Annotated in this window: 10 protein-coding genes and 4 tRNA genes; 12 read left to right on the top strand and 2 right to left on the bottom strand. The window is 44.6% G+C overall.

What is annotated here, in order from left to right:
• Positions 1 to 347 precede the first annotated feature (347 nt).
• From trpA to NI462_RS12835, 4 genes are read left to right on the top strand one after another with little or no spacing between them, the layout of a single operon-like run.
• On the top strand, positions 348 to 1151 hold the full coding sequence (gene trpA / locus NI462_RS12850; RefSeq protein ID WP_004645173.1) for a tryptophan synthase subunit alpha: 804 nt from the start codon (positions 348 to 350) through the stop codon (positions 1149 to 1151).
• Positions 1148 to 2044 carry an acetyl-CoA carboxylase, carboxyltransferase subunit beta gene (accD, locus tag NI462_RS12845; RefSeq protein WP_004645174.1) on the top strand — a complete coding sequence of 299 codons (897 nt, stop codon included), beginning with the start codon at positions 1148 to 1150 and terminating at the stop codon, positions 2042 to 2044. The genes trpA and accD overlap by 4 nt, the downstream gene beginning before the upstream one ends.
• Positions 2041 to 3324 (top strand): bifunctional tetrahydrofolate synthase/dihydrofolate synthase, encoded by a 1284-nt coding sequence (gene folC, locus NI462_RS12840; RefSeq protein ID WP_253160918.1) that lies wholly within the window; start codon positions 2041 to 2043, stop codon positions 3322 to 3324. Before accD ends, folC begins: the two co-directional genes overlap by 4 nt.
• Positions 3321 to 4364, top strand: coding sequence for an SPOR domain-containing protein (locus NI462_RS12835; protein WP_253160916.1), 1044 nt, complete (start codon positions 3321 to 3323; stop codon positions 4362 to 4364). Before folC ends, NI462_RS12835 begins: the two co-directional genes overlap by 4 nt.
• On the opposite strand, the gene NI462_RS12830 is transcribed toward NI462_RS12835, so the two are convergent.
• Together NI462_RS12830 and NI462_RS12825 are read right to left on the bottom strand one after the other, a co-directional pair.
• The gene (locus NI462_RS12830; protein ID WP_253160914.1) at positions 4361 to 4963 is read right to left on the bottom strand and encodes a dual specificity protein phosphatase family protein; all 603 of its coding nucleotides are present in this window, start codon (positions 4961 to 4963) and stop codon (positions 4361 to 4363) included. The genes NI462_RS12835 and NI462_RS12830 overlap by 4 nt on opposite strands.
• Positions 4964 to 5276: 313 nt before the next feature.
• Positions 5277 to 5918 (bottom strand): peroxiredoxin, encoded by a 642-nt coding sequence (locus NI462_RS12825; RefSeq protein WP_253160912.1) that lies wholly within the window; start codon positions 5916 to 5918, stop codon positions 5277 to 5279.
• A 332-nt stretch (positions 5919 to 6250) separates the two neighbouring features.
• Here NI462_RS12825 and secA point away from each other — a divergent pair, with 332 nt between their 5' ends.
• The 8 genes from secA (at position 6251) to NI462_RS12785 (ending at position 12611) form a co-directional block, all read left to right on the top strand.
• The gene (gene secA / locus NI462_RS12820; protein WP_253160910.1) at positions 6251 to 8977 is read left to right on the top strand and encodes a preprotein translocase subunit SecA; all 2727 of its coding nucleotides are present in this window, start codon (positions 6251 to 6253) and stop codon (positions 8975 to 8977) included.
• Positions 8978 to 9115: 138 nt separating this feature from the next.
• Entirely contained in the window at positions 9116 to 9469 is a 354-nt protein-coding gene (locus tag NI462_RS12815) for a hypothetical protein (protein WP_004281675.1), read from the top strand.
• Positions 9470 to 9627: 158 nt separating this feature from the next.
• Positions 9628 to 10848, top strand: coding sequence for a bifunctional glutamate N-acetyltransferase/amino-acid acetyltransferase ArgJ (gene argJ / locus NI462_RS12810; RefSeq protein WP_004281676.1), 1221 nt, complete (start codon positions 9628 to 9630; stop codon positions 10846 to 10848).
• Positions 10849 to 11001: 153 nt separating this feature from the next.
• On the top strand, positions 11002 to 12069 hold the full coding sequence (gene nadA / locus NI462_RS12805; RefSeq protein WP_253160908.1) for a quinolinate synthase NadA: 1068 nt from the start codon (positions 11002 to 11004) through the stop codon (positions 12067 to 12069).
• A 151-nt stretch (positions 12070 to 12220) separates the two neighbouring features.
• Positions 12221 to 12297, top strand: a tRNA-Pro gene (locus NI462_RS12800).
• A gap of 34 nt (positions 12298 to 12331) precedes the next feature.
• Positions 12332 to 12408, top strand: a tRNA-Arg gene (locus NI462_RS12795).
• 33 nt (positions 12409 to 12441) lie between these two features.
• Positions 12442 to 12517 (top strand) — tRNA-His (locus NI462_RS12790).
• Positions 12518 to 12534: 17 nt separating this feature from the next.
• A tRNA-Pro gene (locus NI462_RS12785) sits at positions 12535 to 12611 on the top strand.
• Positions 12612 to 13218: the final 607 nt, after the last annotated feature.

Raw genomic sequence — 13218 nt, 5'->3', positions numbered from 1 at the left:
AGAATAGGACTAGTATAAAGCAGGTTTTGCAATTTCAGAAAACTTTAAATGAATGCGCTAACATCTGCATTTTTATTAATTTTTATATGATAAAAATAAGTTTATCTAAATATTCAGGATTTTAGGTAATAGCAAAATTAGGCATCTTTGATCATTGTGAAAAAAATCAAAATAATCGTAAATAGACCCTTCCGAATTGTTTTGAAATCTTCGCACAGGAAATGAAGTACTCGAGGTCGGTATCGCAGACTGTTCATTGGACAAAAAATAGCGTTACAATGCGATGTCTTGTATTTCTACATAGTCAATGCCTCAAGTTTGAAACACGTTAAGGAAAATACCTCTCTATGTCACGTTTAGCCACACGATTTGGACAACTTAAATCTCAACAGCGTAAAGCTTTAGTTTCTTATGTCATGGCGGGTGATCCGCATCCAGAAGTCACAGTGCCTTTGCTGCATGAGATGGTGGAAGCGGGTGTCGACGTGATTGAGCTGGGACTTCCTTTCTCGGACCCGATGGCAGATGGGCCGGTGATTGCACTAGCTGCTGAACGTGCTCTGGCAGGTGGAACCAATACCCTGGATGCCCTGCACATGGTGAAAGAATTTCGCTTGAAAGATCGCGAAACACCAGTGGTACTGATGGGTTATCTGAATCCGGTTGAAGTGATTGGCTATGAAAAGTTTGTGGCTTATGCCTATGAATGTGGAGTAGATGGTGTACTGCTGGTGGACTTGCCACCAGAAGAAGCACAAGGTCTGGGTGAAGTACTGGAAAAATATGATATGGATCAGATTTTCCTGCTGGCACCAACTTCAACCGATGCACGTATTCAACACGTAGCGAAACAGGCCAGCGGCTTTATTTACTATGTGTCACTGAAGGGCGTGACCGGTGCAGCAACTTTAGATGTCTCTGAAGCCGCTGCACGCATTCAAAAGATTAAAGCTGTGACTGATGTTCCTGTAGGCGTAGGTTTCGGTATCAGTGATGCTGCATCTGCGAAAGCGATGGGTGTTGCTGCCGATGCAGTTATTGTGGGTAGTGCGTTTGTAAAGCAGTTTGCAACGCTCGCACCAGAACAAGCCGTTATTGCGACGGTGAATAAAGTCAAGGAGCTTCGAGCAGCGCTCGATGAGTTAGTATGAGTCAACAAGTGAAATCAGGCAAAATTCTGAGCCCATCGACCCCATGGACGGAGCGTACTGTTCCGGGCATTCAGGTACCCGATGAGCAAACGGCATATAAAGCGACATTTACCGAGCCTACGATTGAGTGTCCTGAATGTCATGCATTGGTGACCCGTACTGCCATGTCATTTAATGCCTATGTCTGTCCGCAATGTGATGAACATTTGCGCATGAAAGCCCGTGAACGTCTGAACTGGTTCTTTGATCAGGTACAGACAGAATTGGGTCAGGAATTTATAGCCAAAGATCCGCTGAAATTTGTCGATAGTAAAGCCTATCCAGACCGTATGGCTGAAGCGCAAAAGAAAACCGGTGAAACTGAAGCACTGGTGGTAATTCAGGGTTTGCTGAAAGGCGTACCGATGATTGCCTGTGCGTTTGAGTTCGACTTCATGGGCGGTTCTATGGGCACAGTGGTCGGTGACCGCTTTGTTCAGGCTGCAGAACATGCGATTGAAGCTCGTCAACCTTTGATCTGTTTTGCTGCTTCGGGTGGTGCTCGTATGCAGGAAGGCATGTTGTCCCTGATGCAAATGGCGCGTACTTCGGCTGCGATCCAGCGTTTAAAAGAAGCAGGTCTGCCTTATGTAGTGGTATTGACTCATCCAGTGTACGGCGGTGTGACCGCATCATTGGCAATGCTGGGTGATGTACATATTGCTGAACCGAAAGCGATGATTGGCTTTGCCGGTAAACGTGTGATCGAACAGACTGTACGTGAAAAACTGGAAGAACCGTTCCAGCGCGCGGAATATTTGCTTGATCATGGGGTAATCGATCAGATTGTTCACCGTCATGCATTACGTGATACAGTTTATCGTATCGTTACGAAGTTGATGAATTTGCATTGAACACAGCACCCTTAGCAACAGATTCTTTAAATACATGGCTCGATTATTGGAGCCATGTTCACGTTACGGGTATTGATTTAGGTCTGGAACGGGTTATTCCTGTGGCTGAAAAGCTGGGCGTGACATCTCCAGAGGCCAAAGTGCTGACGGTGGCAGGAACCAATGGTAAGGGTTCGACCACCACCACGCTGGCCGCGATCCTGAATGCGCAAGGCTTCAAGGTCGGGCTATATCAATCCCCCCACGTGTACCGTTTCAATGAGCGTGTTAAATTGCGCGGCATTGAAGTGGAAGATCAGTTGCTGATTGATGCTTTTGTTCAGGTCGATCAGGCTCGTCGCGAATGCGGTTTGAGCCTGTCTTTCTTTGAAGCCACCACACTGGCTGCTTTTGTGATTTTTAAAGATCAAGGCTGTGATGTCTGGGTACTGGAAGTGGGTTTAGGCGGCCGTCTGGATGTGGTCAATGTGGTCAATCCAGATGTGGCGGTAATTACCAATATTGGTCTGGATCATACCGACTGGCTTGGTGACACCATTGAGAAAATTGCTTTTGAAAAGGCCGGAATTATTCGCCCGGATATTCCCGTGGTATTTGGTGGACAGCAACAGATCCCGCAAGCCATTCTAAATAAAGCCCAAGAATGTAAAGCACCCTTGTATGCAATCAACCGGGATTATTTTTATGAAGCCTTTGAAGATGGCCAAAGCTGGGCTTTTGCTTCATCAGGTACGACCTTAAAACTCCCTACAGGTTCACTGGCATTAGATAATATTTCTACCGCCGTGGCCGCCATTCTGCTGAGCGAATTAAACGTCAGCCAGCAGGCAATTGCACAAGGCATTCAAGTAGCAAAATTGCCGGGACGTTTTGAAGTTCGTCAAATCCAGAATAAAACCGTGATTTTTGATGCAGGACACAACCCGCATGGGGTGGAATTTCTGCTGAAACAATTACGAGATTATTTAAATTACAATCAAAAATATAATGAAGTCATTTGTGTATTTTCAATGCTGGCAGATAAAGATATAAATTCTGTCGTCAAGTTATTGAAAGACACGGTGCAATTGTGGAAAATTGCACCATTATCCGTTCCACGTGCGGCAGACGTCACAGTTTTGGCTGATGCTTTAAACGGTGAGGCGGTAGAACAATTTGACAATGTAAAATTAGCTTTTAAATCAGCACTGGATCAAACAGATAATAATCAGCTGATTTTGGTATGTGGATCATTTCATACCTTAGAAGCGGTATGGGAGTATTTGGAAGAATGTCAATGAATAACAAACAGCGCTGGATGGGCGGTGTTGTTTTACTCGGTGGTGGTGTTTTATTGGCAGCATTACTCCTGAAAGGCCAAGATGAAATCAATCAGGACCGTCAGCAAAATCCGGCACAGGCTGCGGAAGTTGAAAATAAAGAGACAGGCAATCATTCGCTCGGTTCTTTGACGGTCGATGTGGAAACAGAAAAGCGTTTACTTGAACAGCAACGTCGTGACCGGGAAAAATCGGTTGCAGAGCAGGAAGCACGTGCAGCCGAATTTTTAGCGATGCAACAGCAGGCTGAAGCAGATGCTGCGCGTAAAGCGGCTGAAGAATATGCTGCCCTGAATGCACACCGCCTAGAACAGCAAAGTTCCGATAATATTCCGCCAGAACTGGTTGAAGACGAACAGGCCAAGCAGAAACGTCTGGCTGAAGAAAAAGCGGTGCAAGAAAAAAAGTTAGCCCAGCAGCAGCTGGACCAACAAAAAGCCAATAGTTCTACTGATGCAGCCAAGAAAGAAGCAGAGCGTAAAGCTGCTGAAAGTAAAGCCGCTGAAGAAAAACGCAAGTTAGAAAAACAGCAAAAAGCCGAAGCAGAACGTAAGGCGGCTGAAGCAAAACGTAAAACCGAGGAAGAGCGTAAAGCGGCTGAAAAGAAAGAAGCTGAACGTAAAGCAGCCGAAGAAAAACGTAAGGCCGACGAAAAGCGTAAAGCTGAAGAAGCTAAGAAAAAGGCTGCAGCCGAAGAAGCCAAGAAGAAAGCAGAAGCTGAACAGGCGCGTAAGTTACTGGAAGGTGAAGAGGACAAGCAATGGATGGTGCAGGTGGCACTGGCAGCGAATGAAGCCAATGCAGATGCTGTAGCAGCCAAACTGCGTGCTAAAGGTTATAAAGTAACCAAAAGCTCAACTTCTAAAGGTGTACGTATCATGGTGGGTCCGTCCAAAGACCGTGAGACTGCAGATGCACTTCGTAAGAAAATTGCGTCTGATGCCAGCCTGAATATGAAATCAGCTTGGGTGAACGATTGGGTGCCGCTAGATAAGCGTTAATTCTTAGTATTAATCAAAGTTTCTGTAGATGGATTCGTGAGTTGCTCGCGAATCCATTTTACATTTTCAGGGGTAAATAAATTTTCAATATTGTGCCAAATGGCATGAAAACCATATCCGCCATGTTTCATTTCCTGTAGTGCCTGCTCAATCGGCCAATGTTCAAAAATAATCCGGTACATGGCGAAACTTGCACCAGTTCGGTCTGAACCGTGATAACAATGCAAGAGCACCTTCTGGTGATTTTGTTGTGCTTGCTGAATCAGTAGCATAATTTTCAATAAATCTTCCCGATCAATTGCCCAGGTATGTATGGGTACATGATGTAGCTGAAAGTTTTCATTGCTCAAAACAAAGCTGTCTTGATCCCATGAACGTAAATTAATAACTACATCGATTTGATGCTTTTTTAATAAAGGAATGAGTTCAGTTGAAGGCTGCTCACTACGATAGACAAAATTGCTGATTTGATGAAAATTATGATTCTGATGAATGGGCTGTCCCCAATGCTGAGGACGTTGAGGTTCAGGCAGGGCCGGCGTGGTCATACAACCTGTCAGGAGGCAGCTCATCAGGATTGGAAATATGCAGATTTTCATACAGAGCATAGATGTTGTTTTTGTTATTTCAAGTTTAAAGTGGATATGGAATTTTGAATATAAAAAAGCCTATCCGAAGACAGGCTGTATCAACAAATCGAATCCGTGGCACGTCAATGTCGTATTCGATAAAACATAAAATCTGGAAAAATAGAGTTTCTCTTATTCTTTACTACGAGCTCCATCTTATCCTGTGCTACGCGCTTCGCTTGTCTTGCGCAAAATTAAAAAGGAGTCCTTTTAATTTGTTGCTCGAAGCATAGCTTCTCACCTTCTTGCGGAATATATTCCTCAGGGCAGAGCAGTGCTCTGCTTATCCTTGCTCAGGATGGGGCGTTAAGCGCAGGTAAGGCGTGACCGCTGTATAACCTTTTGGAAAACGTTGCTTGATTTCTTCCTCATCTTTCAGTGAAGGGATAATCACAACATCATCACCATGCTGCCAGTTCGCAGGCGTTGCTACTTTATGGCTATCGGTGAGTTGCAGGGAGTCCACCACACGCAAGATTTCATGGAAATTACGGCCGGTCGATGCAGGATAAGTAATAATCAAACGGACTTTTTTATTGGGATCAATGACCACTAAAGAACGAACTGTTAGCGTTTCGCTGGCATTCGGATGAATAAAGTCATACAGCTCGGAAACTTTGCGATCCTGATCGGCAATGATGGGGAAATTCACTGTGGTGTTCTGGGTTTCATTGATGTCTTTAATCCAGCCATGATGCGATTCAACATCATCGACCGACAAGGCAATGGCTTTCACGCTACGTTTTGCAAACTCGTCTTTCAGTTTTGCGGTATAGCCAAGCTCAGTCGTACATACTGGTGTATAGTCAGCAGGGTGTGAAAATAAAATGCCCCAGCTATCACCCAGAAAGTCATAAAAATTAATCAGGCCTTCACTGGATTGCTGTTCAAAATTCGGTGCGGTATCGCCTAGACGTAAACTCATCTTTTTAGCCTCAATTGGTCTTTTAGTGTCGAGATACGATTTAATATGAATCAATTTTTTTATGATTAAAAATAGTGTTTTTTGCTTTCTTTATGAGTAAATTGCATAAGTAGGATATCCATCTATCCAGAAGCGCAAAAATCAGTCACTTAATTGACTATGTTGCACAGGGAAAATTTGCTACATTACTTTGCCTTAGATCTTAGGGCTAGAACTAAGGATCAGATTTTTTTAGCGGTTTTACAGCAAAACCCTTGTAGTTCAAATTTCTAGCACCATAATAACGACTAAGAACATATTCATTTGACAAGCAAGATTTAGAGAGTCTATTCATGTTGGCAAGTCTGATCGGAGGAATCTTCGGTACCAAAAATGAGCGCGAACTCAAACGCATGCGTAAAATCGTAGACAAGATTAATGTGCTCGAGCCGACGATATCTACCCTTAGCGATGCAGACTTATCTGCAAAAACTGAAGAATTCAAACAACGATATAATAAGGGTGAAACCCTCGATAAACTATTGCCTGAAGCATTTGCAGTCTGTCGTGAAGCCGCGAAGCGGGTGATGGGCATGCGTCATTATGACGTGCAGCTGATCGGTGGTATTACCTTGCATGAAGGTAAAATCGCAGAAATGCGTACCGGTGAAGGTAAAACCCTGATGGGTACTTTGGCCTGTTATCTGAATGCCATCAGTGGTCAGGGCGTGCATGTCATTACCGTGAACGATTACCTGGCGCAACGTGATGCCGAGTTGAACCGTCCATTATTTGAGTTTTTGGGTTTAAGCATCGGCATTATTTATTCCATGCAAAATCCGATGGAAAAAGCTGAAGCTTATCGTGCCGATATTACTTACGGTACCAATAACGAATTTGGCTTTGACTACCTGCGTGACAACATGGTGTTCTCGCTAGCAGAGAAAAAGCAGCGTGGTTTGACCTATGCCATTATCGATGAGGTCGATTCGATCCTGATTGATGAAGCGCGTACCCCGTTGATTATTTCCGGTCAAAGTGAAGATTCTTCACAGCTTTATGCAGCCATCAATAATATTCCACCAAAATTACAGGCACAGAAAGAAGAGAAAGTGCCGGATGGCGGTCACTTCTGGATTGATGAAAAACAGCGTTCAGTTGAAATTACGGAAGTGGGTTTTGAAACCATTGAAAGTGAATTGATTGAAATGGGCTTGCTGGCAGAAGGCGAGAGCCTGTATTCAGCGTCGAACCTGAACCTGTTGCATCATGTCACTGCAGCGATTCGTGCGCATTATCTCTATCAACGTAATGTGCAATACATCATCAACGATGGTGAAGTGATTATTGTCGATGAAAATACCGGTCGTACCATGCCGGGACGCCGTTGGTCTGAAGGCTTGCACCAAGCCGTAGAAGCCAAAGAAGGTCTGGAAATCCAGCCAGAAAACCAGACTCTGGCAACCACAACCTTCCAGAACTATTTCCGTCTGTATAAAAAATTATCCGGTATGACCGGTACTGCTGATACCGAAGCAGCGGAAATGAAAGAAATTTATGGCCTGGATGTGGTACTGATTCCGACTCACCGTCCAATGATTCGTCAAGACCATAACGATTTAATTTACTTAAATCGTGAAGGGAAATATAACGCGATTATTCAAGAAATTCAGCGTGTGCATGAAGCAGGTGTTGCGCCAATCTTGATTGGTACAGCAACGATTGAAGCTTCTGAGATTCTGTCGGATAAGCTAAAAGCTGCAGGGATCCAGCATGAAGTACTGAATGCCAAACAGCACGAACGTGAAGCCGATATTATTGCGCAGGCCGGTGCGCCGCGTGCAGTGACGATTGCCACCAACATGGCCGGTCGTGGTACCGACATTTTGCTCGGTGGTAACTGGAAAGCATTACTGGCTAAAATTGAAAACCCGACTCCTGAAGATGAAACGCGTCTGAAAGCAGAATGGGATGTTAATCACCAGGCCGTGCTGGATTCAGGCGGTTTGCATATTATCGGTTCCGAGCGTCATGAATCACGCCGTATCGATAACCAGCTGCGTGGCCGTGCCGGTCGTCAGGGTGACCCGGGTGTATCACGTTTCTACCTGTCACTTGAAGATGACTTGATGCGTATTTTCGCCGGTGATCGCGTAGTCGGCATGATGCGTGCCATGGGCTTGCAGGAAGATGAAGCGATTGAGCACAAAATGGTGTCTCGCTCGATTGAAAATGCGCAGCGTAAAGTGGAAGCACGTAACTTCGATATTCGTAAGAACTTGCTGAAATACGATGACGTGAATAACGAACAGCGTAAGATCATTTATAGTCAGCGTGATGACATTTTGGCAGAAAATTCACTGCAGGATTATATTGAAGAAATGATCCGTGAAGTGATGCAGGGTGTGATCGCCAACTATATTCCACCTGAATCGATTCATGACCAGTGGGATATTGAAGGTCTGGAACTGGCGCTACGTGAAGATCTTTCGATGGATATTCCTATCGGGCAATGGCTGGAACAGGACCGTCGTCTGGATGAAGAAGCTTTGGTGGTGCGCATTACCGATGAAGTGCTGAACCGCTACCGTTCGCGTCGTGAACAAATGGGTGGGGAATCTGCAGCATCGCTTGAACGTCACTTTATGCTGAATTCTCTGGACCGTCATTGGAAAGAGCATCTGGCGGCTATGGATTACTTGCGTCAGGGTATTCATTTACGTGGTTATGCGCAGAAGAATCCGGAGCAGGAATACAAAAAAGAAGCTTATAACCTGTTTGTGAACATGCTGGGTACGATCAAATCCGATGTCGTGACAGATCTGTCACGCATCCACGTACCGACCCCTGAAGAGCTGGCGGAAATGGAAGCACAGCAGCAGGCACAGGCTGAGGCAATGCGTTTGCAGTTATCTCATGAAGAGTTTGACGGCTTGCTGGCAGGTGAACATGAGGTGACGACCGAGCAAAATGCTCAGGCGAATCCTGTAGCACCAGTCTTTGAAGCACCGGCAAGTCGTAATGCGCCTTGTCCATGTGGTTCAGGTCTGAAATACAAACAGTGTCATGGCAAGATCTAAACGCTATTAAAAATCAGAGCCCCATGGCTCTGATTTTTTTATGTATGAAGATTTTTCAGAAATTGAATACTGTTTGCAGTCTTAGGAATTAAATGCTATTTAATGGCTCATTCAACACCTCAAAGTGGAATAACCTGAATGAAAAAAGTATTAAAAACGCTCATGATTGCCGTTTTGGCAATGCCTGCCTTAAGTTTTGCACAAACTGCAGCGACCACAACAATTGATAAAGTTCAGCAAGCGGTGGGTACTAACACTGCTCAAGTACAACGTACCGATGCACAAGTGACTGTAGCAAGCCCACGTACCGGCATCCGTTATACCTTTGCCAACCAGAATCGTCCGATTGTGTTGCAGACGGCTGCGATTGCAGCTGCCAATGCGGCAAATGCAGACCGTATTGTTGCTACAAATCCGGCACTTTCTACTGCAAGTCAACAACAGGCGAAACAGGCTTTGCTAAGCGAATCTGGACAACTTGCACAAAATTAAAAATATCTTATTTTAAAAATGTAGAAACCAGTCTTGATGACTGGTTTTTTATTGTGAAAATCCATAACAAATCTCAGGCTGGCTCAGGCTTTGGCTCGATTTTTTGTTGCAGATCAACTAAGCTGTATTTTTCTAAAACTTCAATATTGGACTTTAAAATGGCAGTTGGTGACGTATCTATGCCACAGATGCATGTGGTGAAAGGGGTTAAAATTGGTTCGGCTGAAGCCTATGTGCGCTATCAGAACCGACGTGACCTGGTGATATTTGAACTGGCTGCAGGCTCCAATGTTGCAGGGGTGTTTACCCAGAATGCCTTTTGTGCAGCACCAGTGCATGTATCTAAAGCCCATTTGCAAGCGGGTAATCCACGTTACCTGGTAATCAATACCGGAAATGCCAATGCAGGAACAGGCCCTACAGGCATGGCAAATGCAGAAGCCACCTGTGCCAAGCTGGCTGAACTTGCAGGCGTACAGGCTGCTGAAGTGTTGCCATTCTCGACTGGTGTGATTGGTGAGCAGCTTCCAATGGAGCGTTTGCTTACAGGTTTACAGCCTGCGCTGGATTCATTGCGTGATGATGCCTGGGGCGATGCAGCGACTGGAATCATGACCACAGATACCACTCCGAAAGGTGCGTCAGAACAGTTCGAGCTGGATGGTGTGACTTATACCATGACCGGTATTTCCAAAGGTGCAGGCATGATTCGCCCGAATATGGCGACCATGCTGGGCTATGTTGCGACGGATGCACCGATCAGCCGTGAACTGGTTCAACAGTTATTAACTGAAACAGTCAATGTATCGTTTAACCGTATTACAATTGATGGCGATACCTCAACTAATGACTCGTGTATTTTTATTGCCACAGGTCAGGCCGGTGGTGCTGAAATCACTTCGACTGAAGATCCACGTTATGCAGTGGTGCTAGACGTATTGACACGTACCATGAAACGCCTTGCGCAACTGATTGTACGTGATGGTGAAGGTGCGACTAAATTCATTACCGTGACTGTAGAAGGTGGTGGCAATACTCAAGAGTGCTGCGATATTGCCTATAGCATTGCGCATTCACCGCTGGTCAAAACCGCAATCTTTGCTTCTGACCCAAACTGGGGCCGTATTCTGGCAGCGATTGGTTATGCCGGTGTGCCAAATTTAGACGTTGCAAAAATTCAGGTTTGGTTAGATGATGTACAAATCTGCAAAGATGGTGGTGCGGCAGCAGACTATACTGAAGCAGCCGGTGCACGTGTGATGGCCCAGGCTGAAATGACGATTCGTGTTGATCTTGGACGAGGTCAGGCAAAAGATACGGTTTATACCTGTGACCTGTCGTATGACTACGTAAAAATCAATGCAGATTATCGCTCATAATTCAGATTGTTTATAAAGCCTCCGTTGTGGGGCTTTTTTTATACTTAATGATTTTTAATGACTGGTCAAAAATAGCATTTCGCCAGAGATGACCGGGATGTAGGGTGAAAGGTTCATTGAATAGTGAACCATGAGGGTAGAGTAAGAGTTGTTATGAATGATGCGACCAAATTAATAGACAATGAAGCTAAATCGATTGTGCAGGCGCATTTAGATCGTTTAGGTGTTCCACAAGAACATCAAATGAGCCAGCAGGAAAAATTGGACAAATTTGCACAGATCAAGGCAGAGCTGGAAAAACAGGATGCTGTTTTGGTGGCGCATTATTATTGTGATCCTGAAGTGCAAGAACTGGCTGAACTGACGGGGGGCTGTGTTTCCGATTCACTGGAAATGGCGCGTTTTGGTCGCGATCATCCAGCTTCAACGCTTGTGGTAGCTGGTGTGAAATTTATGGGCGAAACCTCTAAAATTCTTTCACCCAATAAAACCGTGCTGATGCCAACTTTGGAAGCGACCTGTTCACTGGACTTAGGTTGTCCTGTCGATGAGTTTACCGCTTTTTGCGATGCGCACCCGGATCATACCGTGGTGGTTTATGCCAACACGTCAGCGGCCGTGAAAGCCCGAGCCGATTGGGTCGTCACTTCAAGTTGTGCAGTGGAAATTATCGAACATCTGGACAGTCTGGGCGAAAAAATCATCTGGGCACCAGATCAGCATCTGGGTCGTTATATCCAGAAAAAAACCGGTGCAGAGATGTTGCTCTGGGATGGCGCCTGTATCGTGCATGAAGAATTCCGTTCACGCGGTATTGCCAATATGAAAGCACTCTATCCAGATGCTGCGGTTCTGGTACATCCTGAATCACCGATGTCTGTAGTCGAGATTGCTGATGCCGTGGGTAGCACTTCGCAACTGATTAAAGCAGCGCAGACTTTGCCACATCAACGTTTAATCGTGGCTACTGATCGCGGCATTTTTTATAAAATGCAGCAGGCAGTACCGGATAAAATCCTGATTGAAGCACCAACCGCAGGAGAGGGGGCGACCTGTCGTTCTTGTGCGCATTGCCCTTGGATGGCCATGAACGAGCTGGATGGTATCTTGCATGTGTTACAGCATAAAGATCAGGAAGTATATGTCGATCCGGTACTTGCGGAACGAGCAAAGCTGCCTCTAGATCGCATGCTGAACTTTAGTGCCAGACTAAAACGTTAAAATTTGTATAAAAAATGTCTGAAGCGATTGATAAATAAACGCTTGAAGCGTTTTTTCGGTTTTTTTTAAATATAGGTGTTGACGTCTCCGGGCGTCACGCCTAGAATGCACACCGTACCGAACGATGTTCGATACGAAAGCTGAGATGAATCGGAGCATAGCACAGCCTGGTAGTGCACCTGGTTTGGGACCAGGGGGTCGTAGGTTCGAATCCTACTGCTCCGACCAATTCTTCAAGGCAAATGATGTTTGCATCAGTAACGCGCTTGTAGCTCAGTTGGATAGAGCATCCGCCTTCTAAGCGGATGGTCACAGGTTCGAATCCTGTCAGGCGCGCCATTTGGTCGCTTGATGTTAAGAATCAAAATGATGGTGGATGTAGCTCAGTTGGTAGAGCCCTGGATTGTGATTCCAGTTGTCGCGGGTTCGAATCCCGTCATTCACCCCAACTTTTAAAGTTGAAATCGGAGCATAGCACAGCCTGGTAGTGCACCTGGTTTGGGACCAGGGGGTCGTAGGTTCGAATCCTACTGCTCCGACCATCTCCTTCAAGATGGTCGAGATAAAAGATACCGCGTTAAGCGGTTTTTTTTATGCCTGAAATTCAATGTGAATAAAAAATATACAATTGTTATCGGTGGCTATCATGATGAATGCTCGAACCCCTATTAAATTATTTTTCATCTAATAAAACTGTGCATTGAAGATTGCTTTCTTCTCGCATTGCTTCACTTTTAATTTTAATCATTCAACAATTCAACCAGAGTTTATCTATAGAGTGATTATCTTGTTGAATGGAATTTTAATGGATGGAGGAGGATTATATTTTTAAAATGGGTAAGGGATTCCATAGTAAATCTATTTTATTAACTCATCTGTTGTGTTTGATCTGAAATAAAGACAATAAAAAATTTTTAGATAGATATAGCAATTAAATTAACTAGAAATATCCTTTGATAAGTAAATAAACTACTTTAAAACATCAGTAATTGAATAAATTTTGAGTGAAAAATAGAAAAACCTATAATTTTTGTAGAATAAATAAACAGTCGTGATATTTTTGCTGAATTATTTAAAAATAGGGGTTGTATTGGGTTGGGAATCCTGTAGAATGCACATCCATCGGCGGTGATGAAGATTAAAACTTCT

The sequence above is a fragment of the Acinetobacter lwoffii genome (assembly GCF_024129715.1).
Lineage (GTDB): Bacteria > Pseudomonadota > Gammaproteobacteria > Pseudomonadales > Moraxellaceae > Acinetobacter > Acinetobacter lwoffii_U.
This window is presented reverse-complemented; position numbering and strand designations above follow the sequence as displayed.

Coding starts and splice junctions, on each gene's coding strand:
- NI462_RS12835 (WP_253160916.1), top strand. CDS start 3,321: ATGAATAACAAACAGCGCTGGATGGGCGGTGTTGTTTTACTCGGTGGT.
- NI462_RS12825 (WP_253160912.1), bottom strand. CDS start 5,918: ATGAGTTTACGTCTAGGCGATACCGCACCGAATTTTGAACAGCAATCC.
- secA (WP_253160910.1), top strand. CDS start 6,251: ATGTTGGCAAGTCTGATCGGAGGAATCTTCGGTACCAAAAATGAGCGC.
- NI462_RS12830 (WP_253160914.1), bottom strand. CDS start 4,963: ATGAAAATCTGCATATTTCCAATCCTGATGAGCTGCCTCCTGACAGGT.
- trpA (WP_004645173.1), top strand. CDS start 348: ATGTCACGTTTAGCCACACGATTTGGACAACTTAAATCTCAACAGCGT.
- nadA (WP_253160908.1), top strand. CDS start 11,002: ATGAATGATGCGACCAAATTAATAGACAATGAAGCTAAATCGATTGTG.
- argJ (WP_004281676.1), top strand. CDS start 9,628: ATGGCAGTTGGTGACGTATCTATGCCACAGATGCATGTGGTGAAAGGG.
- NI462_RS12815 (WP_004281675.1), top strand. CDS start 9,116: ATGAAAAAAGTATTAAAAACGCTCATGATTGCCGTTTTGGCAATGCCT.
- accD (WP_004645174.1), top strand. CDS start 1,148: ATGAGTCAACAAGTGAAATCAGGCAAAATTCTGAGCCCATCGACCCCA.